This window comes from Intrasporangium sp. Soil_C_50 (assembly GCF_057656595.1).
Genome location: NZ_JBDGKB010000007.1, coordinates 134878 through 152749 on the forward strand (window position 1 = coordinate 134878; position 17872 = coordinate 152749).

Genomic DNA, 17872 nt, shown 5'->3' on the forward strand with positions numbered 1-17872 from the left:
GCCTCGGGGGCCGGTGGGCCGATCGGCCCGGACCGGCTGCGCACCGGCGGCCCGCCCGGACGGATGCGACGGGACCTGTGCGGGGTCAGGTACGGGTGCCGGTGACGGCGTCGAGCCAGGCGCCTAGCGCGGCGACGGCGCCCGGCGTCAGGCCGTGGCCACCGGGGTCGCGGTGCGCCGTCAGGTCGGCGCCGGACTCCTCGTGCAGGTAGGTCCACGTCCGGTCGAGCAGCTCCCGGGGGATCACCGTGTCGGCGGCGCCGCGGGCCAGGAACAGCGGCGTGCCCGCGAGCCGACCGGCGTCGACCGGCACCCCGGCGTCGAAGGGGAGCGTGCCGTTGAGGACGGCCGCCCCGGCGTAGCGGTGCGGGTCGGACAGCACGAGACCGCCGGCGAACGCAGCCCCGCCGCTGAACCCGACGAGGACGACCGGTCGGCCCGCCGGCGCGGCGTCGTCGAGCCAGGCGCGGAACCACGTCATGGTCGCGTCGAGCGACTCCGCGACCGGACGGCCGATGCCGCGGTTGGCGAACCACGCGTAGCCGCCGCCCTCGGAGATGGGAGCGCGCACCGCGGCGTAGGCCGGCCCGGCGGGCAGGTGCGGCACGAGCGAGAGGATCGAGCGTTCGTCGGCGCCGCGTCCGTGCAGCAGCACGACGAGCGGCGCGTCGGAGTCGGGGCGGGCGTCCGCCCCGGTCGTCAGCACGACCGGGGCGGCGAAGGTGTCGGGAGACATGTGTGAGGCGTCCGGCTCAGGCGACGACGCCGAAGCCGCCCGTCCAGGAGACCTTCTCGCCGGCGGCGAGGGAGATCTGGAGGAAGCCGAGGGCCTCGAGCTCGCGGGCGCGGGCGAGCGAGCCGGCGTCGATGGCCTTGAGGCCACCGGCCGCGATCGCACCGGCGACCTCGGACTTGGCGTCGGCGTCGTCGCCGGCGAGCAGCACGGTCGTCGTGTTGGGCCCCACAGTGCCTGCGGCGAGCGTGCCGGCGAACGTCGTGTTGAAGCCCTTGACGAGGCGCGACTGCGGCAGGAGCTTGGCGATCTCGGCCGTGGCGGAGCTGTCGGCGGGGACGACGAGCGAGTCGAACGTCTCGAAGTTCACGGGGTTGGTGATGTCGACGACGACCTTGCCGGCGAGGCTGTCGCCGCGCTCGGCCGCGATCGACGGGACGGCGGCGTAGGGGACGGCCAGCACGACGATGTCGCCGGTCACGGCGGTCGCGGCGTCGGACTCGCCGAGCAGCTGCACCGAGTGCCCGCCCTTGCCGAAGACGCCGGCGATGGCCTGACCCATGTTGCCCGTGCCGATGATGCTGATGTGTGCCATGGTGACCTCCAGAAGATTGGTTGATGCTTCAATAAATCTCCCATCATTTACTTGATCTGTCAAGTAAGCCGCTATGCTGGCGCCATGGAACCCACGCCCCGCTGGCTCGACGCCGACGAGCTCGTCGCCTGGAAGCGGCTCGTCGCGGTCGTCGAGCTGCTCCCGGGAGTCCTCGACACGCAGCTGCGACGCGACTCCGGGCTGACGCACTTCGAGTACTTCGTCCTCGCGATGCTCTCCGAGGCCCCCGAGCACACCCTGCGCATGACCTACCTCGCCCAGCGCACCAATGCCACCCTGACGCGGCTGTCCCACGTCGTCCGCCGGCTCGAGGACCGCGGGCTCGTCGAGCGGTTCCCCTGCCCCGAGGACGGCCGCGCGACCAACGCCCGCCTCACCACCGCGGGCTGGGACGCCGTCGTCGCGGCCGCGCCCGGCCACGTCGCCACCGTCCGCACCGAGGTCATCGACGCGCTGACGCCCGAGCAGGTCGGCCAGCTGTCGCAGATCACCGAGGCGCTCCTGCGCCGGCTCGACCCGCACGGCACCCTGCAGGTCCTCACCGACGTGGGCTGAGGCGTTCCCGACGCCCATGGGCCGATGGCACCCGCGTCCGCTGGCAGGATGACGCCATGAGCTCGGACGTCCCCCTCAGCGTGCGCACCCCGTCCCCGCTCGGAGAGTTCCTCCGCGCCCGACGCAAGGCGCTCGCACCCGAGGACGTCGGCATCAAGCGGGCCAAGGGTCGCCGACGCGTCGGACTGAGCCGTACCGAGGTGGCCGAGCTCGCGAACATCTCGGTCGCCTACTACGACCTCATCGAGCGGGGCCGCGACCTGCGGCCCAGCGCCTCGGTACTCGACGGCCTGGCGCGGGCCCTGCGCCTCGATGCCGACGGCCGCAGCCACCTGCACGGTCTCGCGGCGGGCGGCCCCCGTCGGCGGCGCGTCGAGCCGGAGGAGCTGACCGACGAGCTCGCCGACCTGCTCGACGCCGTGCACCCGAACCCCGCCTACGTCGTCGGTGCCCGGTGGGACGTCATCGGGGCCAACCGGGCCGCGTGCCGCCTCTTCACCGACTGGGAGGGCCGCCGGGCCAAGCGAGAGCGCAACCTGCTGTGGTTCTACTGCTGCGACCCGGCCGCGCGCTCGCTCTTCGTCGACTGGCAGCAGGAGGCGGCCGACCAGCTCGCCCTCTTCCGTGAGGCCTACGCCCGCCACCCCGACGACCCCGGCTACCAGCGCGTCCTCGACGAGGTGTTCCGCGGCAACCCCGACACCGTCGACTGGTGGGAGCGCCACGACAGCGACCCCACGCGCGGGCGCACCAAGCGCATCCGCCTCGACGACGGCCGGGTCGTGCGACTGCGCCAGCTCGTGCTCCAGGTGCTCGACGAGCCCGACATCCGCGTCATCAGCTACTTCGCCGACACCGACGAGGACCTCGACGCCATCGACCTCGACGCCTGACCCGCAGGGGAGGGCGCCCCGACCCACGAACGGACGAGGCGCCCCCGGTCGGCAGGCAGGGGAGGTGCTAGCGCTTGCGGGTGCCGAAGATGCTGCGGGTGATCTCGCGGCCGATGACGGTGCCGGCCGAGCGGACCATCGACCGGAACGCCGAGGACTGCACCACCTGTTCGAGCACGTTCGGCTCCGGCTTCGGGGCCCGCGTCGACGTCGGCGCCGGGGCCGGGGCCGACGGTGCGGCCGGCGCAGGTGTGGCGGGCGCGGCGGGCGGAGCGGCCTGAAGGCGCTGGGCGAGCTTCTCGTAGGCGGACTCGCGGTCGAGCACCTCGGCGTACTTCGCCTTGAGCGGCGACGCGGCCACAGTGGCGTCGAGCGTCGCCTGGGGCGAGGGGTCCATCAGCGAGTTCGGCGCCTTCATCCGCGTCCACGCCACCGGCGTCGGTACCCCGCGGTCGGAGAGCACGGTGACGACGGCCTCGCCGATGCCGAGGCTCGTCAGGAGCTTCTCCATGTCGTACGCGGTGTGCGGGTAGGTGGCGATCGCCTGCTTGAGCGCCTTGGCGTCGTCGGGCGTGAAGGCGCGCAGGGCGTGCTGGACGCGGTTGCCGAGCTGGGCCAGCACGCCGGACGGGACGTCCTTGGGCGACTGCGTCACGAAGAAGACGCCGACGCCCTTGGAGCGGATGAGCCGGACCGTCTGCTCGATGGCCTGCAGGAACGCCTTGCTCGCATCCTGGAAGAGCAGGTGGGCCTCGTCGAAGAAGAAGACGAGCTTCGGCTTGTCGACGTCGCCCTCCTCCGGCAGGTCGTGGAACAGGTCGGCGAGCAGCCACATGAGGAACGTCGAGAACAGCTGGGGCCGGTCCTGCACCTGGGGCAGCTCGAGGCACGACACGATGCCGCGGCCGTCGGAGCCGACGCGCAGCAGGTCGCTCGTGTCGAACTCGGGCTCGCCGAAGAAGTCGCCGGCGCCCTGGTCCTCGAAGGTGATGAGGTTGCGCAGGATGACCCCCGCCGTGGCGCTCGAGAGGCCGCCGAGGTCCTTGAGGTCGGCCTTGCCCTCGTCGGAGGTCAGGTGCGTGATGACGGCGCGCAGGTCCTTGAGGTCGAGCAGGGCCAGGCCGTTCTTGTCGGCGTAGTGGAAGATCAGCCCGAGGCTGCTCTCCTGGGTGTCGTTGAGGCCGAGGACCTTGCTCAGCAGGGTCGGGCCGAACCCGGTGATCGTGGCGCGGATCGGGATGCCGGTGCCCTTGCCGCCGAGCGTGTAGAACTCGCTCGGGTAGGCCTTCGGCTGCCACTCCATGCCGACGTCGGCGGCGCGCGCCGTGATCTTGTCGTTGCCCTCGCCGGGCGTCGCGATGCCGGACAGGTCGCCCTTCATGTCGGCGAGGAACACCGGCACCCCGGCGTCGGACAGCTGCTCGGCCATGAGCTGCAGCGTCTTGGTCTTGCCGGTGCCGGTGGCGCCCGCGACCAGGCCGTGCCGGTTGAGCACGCTGAGCGGGATCTGGACCGGCGCGTCGGCATGGGCCGTGCCGTCGACGACCGCGGCGCCGAGCTTGAGCACCCCGCCCTCGAACGCATAGCCCGCCCGGATCTCGTCGATCTGGGCGGTGTCGGAGGTGGCTTCGTCCGGTGCCTCGCTGGCTGAACCGCTCACGCGTCGAACTCTAGCCCGCGCGCTCACGGGTTCGCTGTCTATGCTGACCCGGTGATTTTCAAGGCCGTCGGCGACTCCCGCCCGTACCCGGACCACGGACTCGAGACGACGAAGGACTGGTCGAACGTCCCGCCGCGCGTCGTGCAGCTCGGTGAGCTCATCACGACGAAGAGCACGCTCGACCTGCGCGGGCTGCTCGCCGACGACTCGACGTTCTACGGCGACCTCTTCCCGCACTGCGTCGAGTGGAAGGGCGAGCTCTACCTCGAGGACGGCCTGCACCGGGCCCTGCGCGCCGCGCTGCAGCAACGTCCTGTCCTTCACGCCCGAGTCCTCGTACTCTCCTGACACACACGCACCACAGGGGGTGGTGCGGGCCGAGGAGGAGGAGACCCGATGTCGGACGTCGCAGGCGACGAGGGCGGTACCTACCGGGTGCGCCGCCAGCGCCGGTCGACCATCGTCATCGCGGTCGTGCTGCTGGCGCTCGCGGGCGCGTTCTACTACGCGTCGAGCTACTGGAACTCCTCGGAGCCCAAGCCCGGCCCGTGCAGCACCGAGCCGGTCGTCGTGCCGCTCGCGCCGCGTGACGTCGCCCTCAACGTCTACAACGGCACCAACCGGCGCGGGCTGGCCAAGTCGGTCGGCCTGGAGGCGGGCAAGCGGGGCTTCACCGTCAAGGCGGTGGCCAACGACCCGTCCAAGGTCGCCGTCAAGGGCGTCGCGGTCATCCGGTTCGGCCCCGAGGGGGCGGAGTCGGCGGCCCTCGTGAAGAAGTACGTGCCGAAGGCGACGATGGTCGACGACAAGCGCAAGGGCGACGCCGTCGACCTCGTCATGGGCCCCTCCTGGAAGTCCTTCGGGCCGACGCCCGCCGCCCCCACCCCGACCTCGACGCTCCGCCCGTGCCCGACCGTCACCGTCACTGACGGCTGACGGCTGATGACGGACGCCTCGGGGCCCGGCCCCGACGCGTCCGCCTTCCGTGCGTCAGCGGCTCAGGACGCGTAGGGGATGCGCTCCCACGACAGGACGTGCTCGGCGCCCGGCCGGGTGACGGTGACCTTGAGGAAGTCCTTGTTGTTGCTCGAGCCGTCGACGGTGACCCGGGTCAGGTTGGGCGCCGAGCCCTCGACGCCGTAGAAGTCGAGCCACTTCGAGCCGGCCGCGAGGGGCTTGTCGGAGTTGTAGACGTGGCTGTCGCCGTTGAAGAGGTAGACCTCGCCGTCGAAGTCACGCGACTGGGCGACGAGCTCGCGCACGAGCGGCTGGAAGGCCGAGTCGTCGGCCCACGTGACGTCGTAGGTGGGGTCGAACATGTCGGCCTGGGTGAACAGGGCCACCGCGCGGTCGTGGCGCTGGCGGGCCGACGCGAACGCCTGGCGCACCTGGGCGACGGCGGCATCCATGCGGGCCCGCTCCTCGGCGAGCTGCTGGGGCGTCGGGCTCGTGAACCCGAGCTCGGGCCAGGGCAGCAGGCCGTTGTTGCTGCCGACGACGTGCAGCGTCGCGACCTCGACGCCCTGCCGGCGTAGCGACACGTTCTCCGGGAAGCCCTGTGCAGCCTGGGAGTCCACCGTCATCGGGTTGGCGCCGAGCGTCTGGCCGGCGGTCGGGAAGAACGTCTTGCGGATCGCGGCGAGGCGCTCGAGCGGGTCGTACGTGCCGTTGTTCGTGCGGTGGCAGTCGGTCCACTCGTTGTCGCCCGGGGTGTAGACGAGCGGCAGGGTGAAGCGGTCGAACTGGGTGCGGATCATGTCGAAGTACTCGTTGGTGCACCTCGAGGAGCCGTTCTTGATGTCGCCGACGTGGATGGTGAACGACAGGCCCGGCGTCGCGTTGATCTGGTCGACCCAGCGGGGGAAGGCCGCGACCTGCGCGTCGCCGTAGGGCACGTCGCCGATGACGGCGAAGGAGAAGTGGCCGTCCTTCTGCTGGCCGGGCGGGACGTCCGGGCTCGAGGAGGCCGCGGCGGGTCGGGCGGGCGCGGCGGCTGCGGCCACCGCGGGGGTCGCGAGGAGGGCGGCGGCGACGGCCGCCACGACGGGGGTGCGGGAGATGTGCATGACAGCCGTTCTCCCGCAGGGTGGCCCGGCTGCACCACCAACCCCGCGTGAACGTCAGACGTCGAGTCGGGCCAGCGTCGCCACCATGAGGGCCTTGATCGTGTGCATCCGGTTCTCGGCCTGGTCGAAGACGACCGACGCGGCGGACTCGAAGACGTCGTCGGTCACCTCGAGCTCCTTGAGCCCGAACTGCTGGTGGACGTCCTGGCCGACCTGCGTGTCGAGGTCGTGGAAGGCCGGGAGGCAGTGCATGAACTTGACCTGCGGATTCCCTGTCGCCGCAAGCATCTCCGCGTTGACCTGGTAGGGGCTCAGCTGCTCGATGCGCTCGGCCCACACGTCCTTCGGCTCGCCCATCGACACCCACACGTCGGTGTGCACGAAGTCGACACCGCGCACGCCCTCGGCGACGTCCTCGGTGAGGGTGACCCGGGCGCCGGTCTCGTCGGCGTAGCGGCGGGCGAGGGCCACGACGGCGTCCGAGGGCCACAGCGTGCTCGGCGCGACGATGCGCACGTCCATGCCGAGCATCGCGCCGGTGACGAGCAGCGAGTTGCCCATGTTGAACCGGGCATCGCCCACGAACGCGAAGGCGATCTCGCCGTCGGGCTTGCCGGCGTGCTCGCGCATCGTCAGGGCGTCGCACAGCGACTGCGTCGGGTGCCAGTCGTCGGTGAGCCCGTTCCAGACCGGCACGCCGGCGTTGGCCGCGAGCGTCTCGACGATGTCGTGACCGGCGCCCCGGTACTCGATGCCGTCGTAGAACCGGCCCAGGACGCGCGCGGTGTCCTTGGCCGACTCCTTGTGGCCGATCTGCGAGCCGCTGGGATCGAGGTAGGTGGTGCTCGCGCCCTGGTCGGCGGCCGCGACCTCGAAGGCGCAGCGGGTGCGCGTCGACGTCTTCTCGAAGACGAGTGCGATGTTGAGGCCGATGAGGTGGCGCGGCTCGCGTCGCTCGCGCTTGGCGGCCTTGAGGTTCGCCGCGAGGTCGAGCAGCGCCCGGAACTCGGCGGGCGTCAGGTCGGTCTCCTTGAGCAGGGAGCGTCCGTACAGGGCGTCGAGCGTCATGGACCGATGTTTCCAGCCCGGGGTGCGCGCGGCAAAACGGTCTCAGGTCAGCTGCCGCACGGCGTCGCGGACGCGCTCGATCGCGGCGCGGGCGAGGAGGGGGCCGGCGACGTTCAGACCGCTGCCGACGCAGAGCACGACGTCGTCGAGCCGGTGCGTGCCCGGGCGGCCGGCGTGTGCGGCCCAGCCGTCGCGGACCCGGCGGAGCTGATCGACCGTGAGGAAGGGCGACGGCTCGTCGGGCTGGTAGCGCGATCCGAGCGGGTAGTCGCGGCCGGGCCTGCGCGTCATCTCGACGTGGCAGCCGAGCACGTGCCGCACCTCATGCTCCTCGGCGAAGGCGACGAGCCGGTCGAGCGAGGCCGCCATGGCCGCCGGGTCGTCGACGTAGAGACGTCCCGGGTACACGGTGTCGCCGGTGTGCAGCAGCCCGGTGGCGCGGTCGTGGAAGGCGACCGATGCCGCGTGGTGGCCGGGGATGGCCAGCACGTCGACGACGCGTCCGCCGAGGTCGAAGGGCACCGACGCGTCGGATATGGGTGACGCGTCGGGCGTGGGGGACGCGTCGGTGGACGGTGACGCGTCGGGGGAGGGAGCCGCGTCGATGGACGGTGACGCGTCGGGGGAGGGGGCCGCGCTGGGCGTCGCGAGGCCGAAGAACGCGTGGACCGACGCCGTGTCGTCGGCGACGACGGTGGTGCGCGGCCGGTCGGCGAACGCGGCGTCGCCCGCGACGTGGTCGCCGTGGGAGTGGCTGTGCGCGACGACGAGGTCGATGCCGTCGAGCCCCTCGGCCCGGGTCCACGCGTCGACCTGCTCGTCGACGACCCCGCGCAGGCCCTCGCCGGGGATCGCCCCGGTGTCGACGAGCAGCGCCCGCTCACGCCCGAGGAGCAGCAGGACGAACGGCGCCTCGTAGGTGAGGTCCTTGCTCTGGCGCACGAGAACCGTTCCGGCAGCGAGGTGTTCGACCTGGTGGTCGGGGTCGGTGCGGTGGCGGCGGGAGCGCGAGCCGTGGATCCAGCGGTGGCTCGTGTCGAGGGGGAGGGGTTCGGGCATGCGCCTGATTCTGGTGGGTGGTGCAGTGGCGGGCATCTCGATTTCGCCGAGGTTCCCGGGGCCCCCACCCCCGATCGAAAGAGCACTCCGTCACACCCTGACCGTCGACACCGCGCGTTGTGCCGCGCTGCTCCCAATCGAGAGAGCAGTTCGTCCGCGCTCCTCGCGATCGAGAGAGCACTCCGTCCCGCACCCTCGCAATCGAGAGAGCACTCCGTCCGCGCTCCGCGCGATCGAGAGAGCAGTCCGTCCGTTTCCGCTGTCGGCCCTAGCTGGGGTCTCGGACCCGCGCGGTTGGGGACATGTCGATTTGCGGGGATGGGGGAACCGTCGCCTCCGCTTCGCTCCGGCTCCTCCCAAATCCGAAGCCTCCGCCAACACGAACGGCCCCCATCGCGCAGGGCGCGACCGGGGGCCGTTCGTGTTGGCGGAGGATGGGGGATTTGAACCCCCGAGGGTTTTATCCCAACACGATTTCCAATCGTGCGCACTAGGCCACTATGCGAATCCTCCGTGGGGGAGGTTACCGGAGGAGACCGGCGGGGATGAAATCGGCCGCCCGACCTCGCGCCCCGGCCGTAAACCGGGCGACCGCTGTCGGTGCCGAACGGCAGACTCGCGCGGTGACCACCCACGCCCCGACCGGCCGCCCGCGCCTGTCCTCGTTCTGGCACGACCTGCCGCGCGAGGGCCGCTGGCTCATCTCCACCGTCCTCGTCCAGTCGATCGGCACCGGTCTCGTCCTGCCGTTCCTCGTCGTCTACCTCCACGAGGTCCGCGACTTCCCGCTCGAGACGGTCGGCCTCCTGCTCGCCTTCCAGGCCGTCGTCGGCATCGTCGTCGTCACGCCCGCCGGTGCGCTCATCGACCGCATCGGCGCCCGGCTCGTCTACGCCAGCGCGCTGCTCTCCTTGCTCGTAGGCGACGTCGTCCTGGCGTTCGCCACGACGCTTCCGCAAGCCGTCCTCGCGCTGCTCTTCTTCGGCTACGGGTTCGGCGTCGTGTGGCCGGCCTCCAGCTCGCTCATCGGCTCGATCGTGCCGAGCGACCAGCGCCAGCGGTACTTCGGCATCAACTTCACCCTCCTCAACCTCGGCATCGGCATCGGCGGCATCGTCGGGGGCCGCTTCGTCGAGGTCGCTCGTCCGGGCACCTTCGTCACCATCTACCTGCTCGACGCCGCGAGCTACCTGCTGCCGCTCGCGATCCTCCTCGGCCCGCTGCGCCGAGCCGGCGGCCGGGCACCCAGCTCGCCCGACCACGACGCCGAGGCTCGGGTCTCCTACCGCACCCTCCTGCGCGACCCCCGGCTTCGCGCCCTCCTCGGCCTCGGCGCCGTCGCCGCCGTCGTCAGCTACCCACAGCTCAACGTCGGCATGCCCGCGTACGCTCGCGCGGAGGGCCACGTGTCCACCGAGGCGCTCGGCTACGCCTTCGCCGCCAACACCGTCGTCATCGTGCTGCTCCAGCTGCTCGTCCTCCAGCGCATCGAGGGCAGGCGCCGCACCCGCGTCACCGTCGTCATGGCCATCACGTGGGCCGTCGCGTGGTCCCTGCTCGGGGCCACCTCGCTCGTGCCCGGCACCGTCGCGGCCACGGTGCTGCTCTGCGCTGTCGCCGGCATCTTCGGTCTCGGCGAGACGATGCTCCAGCCCACGAGCGCCGCCATGGTCAACGACCTCGCGCCCGACCACCTGCGCGGCCGGTACAACGCGCTCAGCTCGCTGATGTTCTCGCTCGCCTTCGCGGGCGGCCCGGTCGTGGCCTCGTTCCTCGTGGGCCGCGGTCTCGGCTGGGTCTACATCGGCTTCCTCGTCGGCGGCTGCGCCCTGCTCGCCGTCATGGCCCTGCGGGTCGAACGGCGCATCCCGCCGCACGTCAACGGGGTCCGCGAGCCCGAGCCGCTCGTCGCCGCGACGACCTCGACGGGCACGCCGCCCGACCGGATTTCCGGCTGACGGATACCCCGGCATACACTGGCGCCCGGCACCCCGCGTGGTGGTACCTCTCCGAACTCCCCCAGGGCAGGAATGCAGCAAGGGTAGGAGGGCTCTTCCAGGTACGCGGGGTGTCCCTTTTTCCCGTCGGCGCACAGCCACGCCCACGCGCCCCGCCCCAGCGCGCTCCTCCGCGTCGAGCGAGCCCTGCGCCGCACGCCCTCCTGTGCGTCGAGTGAGCACTGCGTCCCGTGCGTCCCAAGGATGGTGCGGCTGGATTGACGGAGTGCTCTCTCGATCGAAAGAGGGGGAAGGGGTGGCCGGGGTCAAGGCGGGGGAGCCGTCGTCGTGCCGACGCGGAGGGTCACCGGCTGCGTCACGCTCCGGACGCGTCGGCCCTCCAGACGTCGCCGGACGAGGTCGCCGAGCACCCGGCCCTTCTCGCGGCCCTGCTGGTCCATCGTCGTCAGGCGGTGCGGGAGCCACGGCAGGTCGACGCCGTCGAAACCGGTGACCGACAGGTCGCCCGGCACACTGAGCCCGAGCTCCTCCGCGGCGATGACGACACCGGCCGCGATGACGTCGGACTGGCACACCACGGCCGTCGGCCGACTGCGCGCCGGCCGGTCGAGCAGCACCCGCCCCATCGCGATGCCTCCCTCGACCGACGAGCCGTCACCGGTCTGCACGGCCTCGGCGCGGGGGCCGAACACGTCGCGGAACCCGATGAGCCGACCTGTCGAGGGGATCGAGACGTCCCGTTGCGACACCTCGGCGTCGGGCACGGGCCCGGCGACACTGGTGTAGGTCAGTGGCATGGCGACGTGCGCGACGCGTCGGTGACCGAGGTCGCGGAGATGTCGGGCCACCTCGGCTCCGGCCGCGCGTTCGTCGATGCGCACCTGGGTGACGCGCCGGTCGCCGGGCACGCCGGTGCTGAACATCGGGATGCCGCGCGAGGCCAGGTGCTCGACGGCCGGGTGCTCGCCGGGCCCGCAGAGCGAGAAGACGACGGCGTCGAGGGCCAGCCCCGAGAGCTGCTGGACGACGGCTTCGAGCTCGTCGGTCGGCTGGCCGAGCAGGAGCATGCCGGTCGGGACCGACTCGAGCACCTCGGCGAGGCCGTCGAGGACGGCGATGCCGAACGGGTCGCGGAAGGCGGTGCGCAGCCGGCCCTCCACGAGGACCCCGACGGCGCCCGCGCGGCCCTGACGCAGCGACGAGGCGAGGGGGTTCGGCCCGGTGAAGCCCAGGCCGGCGGCGGCCTCGCGCACCCGGGCGGCGGTGGCCTCGGCGACCGGTCCCTTGCCGCTGTAGACGAGGGAGGCGGTCGAGACCGAGACGCCGGCGCGCTCGGCGACGTCGCGGAGCGTCGGGCGGGCTTGACCGGCTGGCGTCATGGGAGGCATGCTATCGAAACGATTCGAGTCGAATCGTTTCGACCATCACGACGACACAGATGAGAGGCTGGGCCGATGGCCGGCGTCACCACCCCCGAGCTGAGCGTCGTGCGCACCGCGCGCACCGCCGTGTTCACCGCCTTCGCGCTCAACGGCGCTGCCTTCGCCGCGTTCGCCTCACGCGTCCCCGACCTCAAGCACGAGCTCGGCCTCTCGGCGGGCCAGCTCGGGCTGACTCTGCTCGCGGCCTCGCTCGGGTCCGTTCTCGGCCTGCCCCTTTCCGGCTGGATCGTCCACCACCTCGGAGCGGCGCGGACCCTGCTCGGCGCGGCCCTGGTGCAGGCCGCCGGGCTGGTCGGCGTCGGCCTGGGGGTCACGGTCCTCCACGAGCGGGCGGTCGTCATGGCCGGGCTCTTCCTCGTCGGCCTCGGCACCGGCGTCTTCGACGTCAGCATGAACCTCGAGGGAGCCTCCGTGGAGCGGCTCCTCGGCCGCGCGATCATGCCGCACTTCCACGCGGCCTTCAGCGGCGGCACGGTCGTCAGCGCCCTCATCGGTGCCGGCCTGTCGGCGCTGCACGTGTCGATCCTCGTGCATTTGGTCGGCGTCGTCGTGCTCATGCTCGCCGTGACCCCGTGGTTCCTGCGCGCCTTCCTGCCCCGCTCGGTCGAGGTCGACGAGCACGGCGAGGAGGTCAAGGAGAAGGCCGGCATCGCCGCCGCCTGGCGTGAGCCGCGCACGCTGCTCATCGGCGTCGTCGTGCTCGCCGCCGCGTTCACCGAGGGCACGGCCAACGACTGGGTCGGCGTCGCGCTCTCCGAGGGGTACGGTCTCGAGCGGTGGGTCGGCGTCATCGGCTTCGCCGTCTTCCTCACCGCCATGACGGCGGGGCGGATCCTCGGCACCCGCTTCCTCGACTCCTACGGCCGGCTGCCCGTGCTCCGCGTCCTCTTCGTGTCGGCCGTCGTCGGCTGCGCGCTCGTCGTCTTCGGCGGGCCGGTGCTCGCCTTCGTCGGCGCGGCGATCTGGGGCGTCGGTGCGAGCCTCGGCTTCCCCGTCGGCATGAGCGCCGCCGCGGACGACCCGCGCCGCGCCGCGGCCCGGATGAGCGTCGTGTCGACGATCGGGTACACGGCGTTCCTCGCTGGGCCGCCGCTGCTCGGCTTCCTCGGCGACCACCTCGGGGTGCTGCACTCGCTGCTCGTCGTCGGCGTCCTGTGCGCGGTCGCGCTCCTCGCGCTGCCCGCCGTCCGCGAACCCGCAGGTAACGCCCGCACCTGACGTCTCGCACCTGACGCCTCGCCCGTCGCTCCTTGCCCGGCGCTTCTCGATGGTGGCCGATGCTGAGCCGTCGACGTCGCCCGCGCGGTCGAGGTAATCCGTCGCGGCCACCCGCGAGGAATCACCTCGACCGGTGCTGGGTGCGGCTGGGTCGAGGTGATTCGTCGCGGACTCGCGCGAGAGATCACCTCGAACCGCCGTCCAGGTCAGAAGTACTCGGTGATGTACGGGGTCGAGGCGAAGACCGCGTCGAGGGCGGCATCGGCCTCGGTGGAGCCGCCATGGAGGAGGCCGGCCACGCGCAGTCGTGAGGCCGACCATCCGCACCACAGCGCTGCGAGGCCGCGCGCGTCCACCCCGGCTACCGACGCGTCAGCCCCGCCCGACGCGTCCACCGCGGGCACGGACGCATCAGCCTCGCCCGACGCGTCAGCCGGGCCCTCTGCGACGCGCGTGGCGGTGCCGGAGCCGCCGTCGACCGCGAGCCGCCACCGGCCGGTGTTGGCCGGGGCGTCGGCGTCGGTGACGTCGAGCTCCACGGACGCCGTCGTGTGCGGCGCGAAGCCGCGGCCGGCGAACGCGGCGGCGAGGTCGATGACGCGAGCCATCCACGGCGCCTGGGAGACCGTGGCCTCGGGCAGTCCGGCGATCAACAGGAGCACGGGGTCGCGCGGGTCGAGGTAGGTGTGCACGGTCGGGACGGCCGAGGAGCCGGAGCCGACGACGCCCCATAGCGCGGCGGCCGTCGCCGGGTCGGCGGCGACGAGGTGCTCGACGGTCGCGGCCCCGCCGGACAGGTCGTAGACGACGAAGCCGGTCGGGTCGCCGGAGGCGGCGTCGTGCCCGGCGACGTAGGCGATGAGCTCGTCCTGCTCGAGCATCCGGCGGAACACCTCGGCGCGCGGCACCATCGGCCCGCTCTGCGCGTGGCGTGCCTGGGCCGCGCGGGTCAGGGCGGTGAGCGCGCCGGCGTCCTCGGGGGTCGCGGGACGGACGCGTCGACCGTCGGCCGCCGATCCGAGCGCGCGCACGAGGTGCGACGGGAAGGTCGTGCGCGACTGCACGCCGCCGGTCTCGTAGCCGGAGCGTCGGTACAGGGTCGGCGCGGTGGGGAAGAGGCAGGACACGACGTCGCCGAGCTCACCCATCCGGGCGACGAGGGCGCGGGTCAGCGTGGTCGCGACGCCGCGGCCGCGCGCGCTCGGCTCGACGTAGACGCCGGCGACGCCGCCCATCTGCAGGTGTCGGCCGCCCCATGCCTGTTCGAACGGCCGGATGCGCCCGGAGCCGACGACGGTGCCGGCGTCGTCGGTGACGACGACCATCCGGCCGCCGAGCGTCTCGGCTGCCACACGGTCCCACCAGTCGGTGCCGCCGGCGCCGAGCGGCCCGAACGACCGCGCCCGGATGCGGAGGATGGCCGGCAGGTCGTCGTGCGTGGCGTCGCGGGTGCGCAGGTCGGTCATGCGCCCGAACCTAACGACTGGTCGCGGGCGCGGGCGACCGGGTTGCCGGCCCGTACCGGGGCCGCGTCCACGGGGTGGGCAGCGGGGCGGGGCTGGACGACTGGCCGAGGAGGGTCAGGCGCGGTAGAGGTAGGTGAGGCGTCGGACCTTGGTGACCGCCCAGAAGAGCACGGCGTACACGAGCCAGCTGACGACAGAGAGCCACGTGTAGCGGCCGGCCTTGGTGAGCACGGCGATGAGCGAGCCGAGGACGATGACCGTCACCGCGGGGATGGCGTACCAGGCGAACACCATCTGCGGGCGCAGCACGAACGTCGGCGACCCGCGGAAGGCGGCCAGGACGTTGCCCGCGAGCACGAGGACGAGCACCAGCCACAGGGACAGCACCGCGCTGGCCGGCAGCGAGCCGAACCCGGCCGCCACGGCCGCCCAGCCCCCGAGGACGAGGACCGTCAGTGCGGTGGGGACGGTCACGTGAGCGACGGCCTCGGTGACCTCGCCGGTGCCGAGCAGCGAGGGCGTGCCGATGTTGTCGGCCTGCAGGCGCAGCCCCTCGGCCCAGGCGCCGAACCCGAGGTAGAGCGGGAGCAGCCCGATCGTGGCCGCGATGCTCGGGGCCGCCGGCTGCGTGAAGGCCCACGTGACGATCGCGCCGCCGAGGAGCGTCAGACCGAGCCCTGACAGGAACGCGCCCGGCGTGCGGCGCAGCCCGAGCAGGTCGCGGCGCACGAGCACCCCGAAGGGCCGGCCGGCGCGCAGCCGCGCCGTACGGCCGTGCCGCACCGGACGCGTCAGGGCCAGGCGCGCGGTGCGCAGGTTGCCGGTGAGGGCCGAGCCGGCCATCGTCGAGGTGTTGGCCGAGTGGGTGCGCAGCGACTCGGCGTGCAGCTCGCGCAGGGCGTCGGGCACCCGCCACAGCAGGCTGAGGCCGCGGTCCGGGCCGGGCCACGACGAGACCTGCGACCACAGCCACAGCCGCGAGGCGAGCACGCCGAGGGCGGTGCCCGCGAGGGTCGTGACGAGGATCGTCAGGGGCCCGCCGAGGTGGGCGAAGGCGAGCCCGCCGCCGACCGTGAGGCCGCTCAGGGCCCCGACGAACAGGCCGCCGATCGCGGCGTAGCGCCACCAGCGACGCAGGGCCAGGGCCCGGTCGAGCGGCGCCTGGAGCACGAGGTCGATCCACGGCATCGGCGGCACGACCGGGCCGCGGAACCGGCCCGCGAAGACGACGGCGCCGAGCAGCGCGGCCACCGACGCCACGAGCAGGGCAATGGCCTCCGGTGACCGCAGCTGCTGGCCGAGCGAGCCCGCGTCGGAGGTGCGGAAGACCGTCTGGACGATGGGCAGTCCGTAGACGAGCGCGCCGAGGAACAGGACGTAGCCGGCGTAGAGGCCCTGCTGGCGCGCCTTGCGGGCGGCCGCGCCACCGATGACCCAGTCGGCCTGGCCGAGCAGGTCGTGGTCGTCGTACTCGACCTCGGTCAGGGGCGCCTTCGGTGCCGACGCGTCAGCGGGCGGCGGCGCGGCCGACGCCGACGCGTGCGAATCGGCTACAGGTCGGTCCGGTGCAGCGGACGCCGGTGGCGTGGTCGGGGAGGGGCCGGCGTCCGGCGCCGCGGCCTTCGGCGGCGCTGTCGTCGACGTCCGCCTCTGCGGGGTCGACGCGGACGCCTGGGTCGAGCGTGCGGCGGCGCGCTTGCGCTTGCGTCTGCTCATCGATCCCTCCGTCAGCGCGCCGGGACGATGTCGACGACGCGGGTCGCGAGGGACTGCGTCAGCTCGGGGTCGTGGCAGGCCATGACGACGGTGGTGCCCGCGTCGATGCGGTCCCGGATGAGGTCGGCGACGACCTGGCGCTTGGCCGTGTCGAGGCGCTGCTCCGGCTCGTCGAGCAGCACGATGCTCGACGGGCGGGAGAACGTCAGCGCGAGCCGGAACAGCTGCTCCTGCCCGGACGACAGCTCGTGCGGGAACCGGTCGTCGAGGTGGGCGATGCCGAGGCGGTCGAGCAGGGCGAGGCTGCGCTCGTCGGAGGACGCGGGCTCGCCGCCCCAGGTGGAGTCGATGAGGACGAGGTGGTCGATGAGCGTGAGGTCGCGGTAGGTCGTCGGCGCGCCGAGCAGGGCGGCGACGGCGGCGCGCACCGCCCGGTCGCGCTCGTCGGCTTCCCGCCCGCCGATCGTCGCCGTGCCCGTCGTCGGCACGAGCAGCCCGCCGATGATCCGCAGCAGGGTCGTCTTGCCTGACCCGTTCGGGCCGCGCAGGACGATGCACTCACCCGGGTCGGCGTGCACGTCGGTCGCCAGCAGGAGGGTCGTCTCGTCGATCGTCTTGCTGACACCTTCTGCACGGACCTCACCGGTCAGCACCGCGACCGCAGCCATCTGCACCCGTCCCTTCGCCCGAACCCTGTCGAGGCCACCGTATGCCGCCGGGCTGCGGCCACGCTGCCAGGGCGGGCGGTGCGGGCCGGTGCGGGCCGGTGCAGGCCGGTGCTGCTCAGCCCTGCTTCGGCACCGGGGGCCCCGCCACGAGCGCGACCGCGGTGAGGGCGACCACGGCGGCGAGGCCGACCCCGACGGCGACGGCCGGCCGGGCGAGGAGCGTGGCGACGACGCGCTCGGCTGGCGTCACGGGCTCCTCTCCGTCGCGGCCGAGACGCCACCCGCCTTCGAGGCGCCCACGTCGCTCGAGGCGTCGCTCCCACGAGATCGTCAGGAACGGCGGCACCGCGCTGAGCAGGCCGAGGGCGGCCTCGCGCAGCGTCCAGCGCTGGTTGACCCAGAGCAGGACGGTGACGAGGCAGAAGGCGATGAACACGACGCCGTGCGCGAGGCCGAAGACGCGGACGCCGAGGTCGGTCGTGCGCGTCACGTACTTGAGGACCATGCCGAGCAGCAGCAGGGCCCACGTGACCACCTCCGCGGCGGCGATGCGGCGGTAGAGGGTGCGAGGGGTCATGCGGCGTCTCCTACGTCGTGTCGTACTCGAGCGCCCAGTGTGCCAAACCGCGGGAGCCGCGCCAGCCGCGCCCCATGATCGAAAGAGCAGTTTGTCCCTGGGCGAGTTCAAGGGGTCGTTGCAACGCTTGGCTCGTTCGGGGCCGAGAGTAGCTTGGCCAGGGCTTCGGCTGGGGTG

General features: G+C 72.8%; 17 protein-coding genes, 1 tRNA gene and 1 other RNA gene. 7 read left to right on the forward strand and 12 right to left on the reverse strand.

All coding sequences use genetic code 11. The features are described 5' to 3' along the window. Positions 1–85: 85 nt before the first annotated feature. Positions 86–736, reverse strand: a complete 651-nt coding sequence (locus AC3A5R_RS15845; RefSeq protein WP_487621721.1) for an alpha/beta hydrolase — start codon at positions 734–736, stop codon at positions 86–88. A 16-nt stretch (positions 737–752) separates the two neighbouring features. Further along, complete coding sequence (locus AC3A5R_RS15850; protein WP_487621722.1) at positions 753–1328, reverse strand: NADPH-dependent F420 reductase; 576 nt, start codon at positions 1326–1328, stop codon at positions 753–755. An 84-nt stretch (positions 1329–1412) separates the two neighbouring features. On the opposite strand from AC3A5R_RS15850, the gene AC3A5R_RS15855 reads away from it, so the two are divergent. Both AC3A5R_RS15855 and AC3A5R_RS15860 read left to right on the forward strand, forming a co-directional pair. Further along, positions 1413–1904: a MarR family winged helix-turn-helix transcriptional regulator gene (locus AC3A5R_RS15855; RefSeq protein WP_487621723.1), complete on the forward strand. Its 492-nt coding sequence runs from the start codon at positions 1413–1415 to the stop codon at positions 1902–1904. Between the two features lie 56 nt (positions 1905–1960). After that, positions 1961–2797, forward strand: coding sequence for a helix-turn-helix domain-containing protein (locus tag AC3A5R_RS15860; protein WP_487621724.1), 837 nt, complete (start codon positions 1961–1963; stop codon positions 2795–2797). 67 nt (positions 2798–2864) lie between these two features. Here AC3A5R_RS15860 and AC3A5R_RS15865 read toward each other — a convergent pair whose 3' ends face one another. After that, positions 2865–4457 (reverse strand): helicase HerA-like domain-containing protein, encoded by a 1593-nt coding sequence (locus AC3A5R_RS15865; RefSeq protein WP_487621725.1) that lies wholly within the window; start codon positions 4455–4457, stop codon positions 2865–2867. A 51-nt stretch (positions 4458–4508) separates the two neighbouring features. On the opposite strand from AC3A5R_RS15865, the gene AC3A5R_RS15870 reads away from it, so the two are divergent. After that, positions 4509–4805 carry a type II toxin-antitoxin system VapB family antitoxin gene (locus AC3A5R_RS15870; protein ID WP_076258677.1) on the forward strand — a complete coding sequence of 99 codons (297 nt, stop codon included), beginning with the start codon at positions 4509–4511 and terminating at the stop codon, positions 4803–4805. A gap of 48 nt (positions 4806–4853) precedes the next feature. Then, positions 4854–5393 (forward strand): LytR C-terminal domain-containing protein, encoded by a 540-nt coding sequence (locus AC3A5R_RS15875; protein WP_487621726.1) that lies wholly within the window; start codon positions 4854–4856, stop codon positions 5391–5393. 62 nt (positions 5394–5455) lie between these two features. Here AC3A5R_RS15875 and AC3A5R_RS15880 read toward each other — a convergent pair whose 3' ends face one another. From AC3A5R_RS15880 to AC3A5R_RS15895, 4 genes are all read right to left on the reverse strand, one after another. Continuing rightward, a complete protein-coding gene (locus AC3A5R_RS15880; RefSeq protein WP_487621727.1) occupies positions 5456–6523 on the reverse strand; it encodes a hypothetical protein in 1068 nt (355 codons plus the stop codon). A gap of 54 nt (positions 6524–6577) precedes the next feature. Beyond that, positions 6578–7591: an ornithine carbamoyltransferase gene (argF, locus tag AC3A5R_RS15885; protein ID WP_487621728.1), complete on the reverse strand. Its 1014-nt coding sequence runs from the start codon at positions 7589–7591 to the stop codon at positions 6578–6580. Between the two features lie 42 nt (positions 7592–7633). Then, on the reverse strand, positions 7634–8650 hold the full coding sequence (locus tag AC3A5R_RS15890) for an MBL fold metallo-hydrolase (RefSeq protein WP_487621729.1): 1017 nt from the start codon (positions 8648–8650) through the stop codon (positions 7634–7636). 425 nt (positions 8651–9075) lie between these two features. Next, positions 9076–9163 (reverse strand) — tRNA-Ser (locus tag AC3A5R_RS15895). Positions 9164–9273: 110 nt separating this feature from the next. Here AC3A5R_RS15895 and AC3A5R_RS15900 point away from each other — a divergent pair. Together AC3A5R_RS15900 and ffs are read left to right on the forward strand one after the other, a co-directional pair. Continuing rightward, a complete protein-coding gene (locus AC3A5R_RS15900) occupies positions 9274–10608 on the forward strand; it encodes an MFS transporter (protein WP_487621730.1) in 1335 nt (444 codons plus the stop codon). Between the two features lie 24 nt (positions 10609–10632). Then, positions 10633–10731: signal recognition particle sRNA small type (ffs, locus tag AC3A5R_RS15905), an RNA gene on the forward strand. 182 nt (positions 10732–10913) lie between these two features. Here the strand turns inward: ffs and AC3A5R_RS15910 are convergent. Then, positions 10914–11987 (reverse strand): LacI family DNA-binding transcriptional regulator, encoded by a 1074-nt coding sequence (locus AC3A5R_RS15910; protein WP_487621731.1) that lies wholly within the window; start codon positions 11985–11987, stop codon positions 10914–10916. A 75-nt stretch (positions 11988–12062) separates the two neighbouring features. On the opposite strand from AC3A5R_RS15910, the gene AC3A5R_RS15915 reads away from it, so the two are divergent. Further along, entirely contained in the window at positions 12063–13268 is a 1206-nt protein-coding gene (locus AC3A5R_RS15915; protein ID WP_487621732.1) for an MFS transporter, read from the forward strand. 206 nt (positions 13269–13474) lie between these two features. Here AC3A5R_RS15915 and AC3A5R_RS15920 read toward each other — a convergent pair whose 3' ends face one another. The 4 genes from AC3A5R_RS15920 to AC3A5R_RS15935 form a co-directional block, all read right to left on the reverse strand. Beyond that, positions 13475–14734, reverse strand: coding sequence for a GNAT family N-acetyltransferase (locus tag AC3A5R_RS15920; RefSeq protein WP_487621733.1), 1260 nt, complete (start codon positions 14732–14734; stop codon positions 13475–13477). Positions 14735–14848: 114 nt separating this feature from the next. Next, positions 14849–16450, reverse strand: coding sequence for a hypothetical protein (locus tag AC3A5R_RS15925; protein WP_487621734.1), 1602 nt, complete (start codon positions 16448–16450; stop codon positions 14849–14851). An 11-nt stretch (positions 16451–16461) separates the two neighbouring features. Further along, a complete protein-coding gene (locus AC3A5R_RS15930; RefSeq protein WP_487621735.1) occupies positions 16462–17118 on the reverse strand; it encodes an ABC transporter ATP-binding protein in 657 nt (218 codons plus the stop codon). A gap of 115 nt (positions 17119–17233) precedes the next feature. Beyond that, entirely contained in the window at positions 17234–17695 is a 462-nt protein-coding gene (locus AC3A5R_RS15935; RefSeq protein ID WP_487621736.1) for a DUF3817 domain-containing protein, read from the reverse strand. Between the last annotated feature and the right edge of the window lie 177 nt (positions 17696–17872).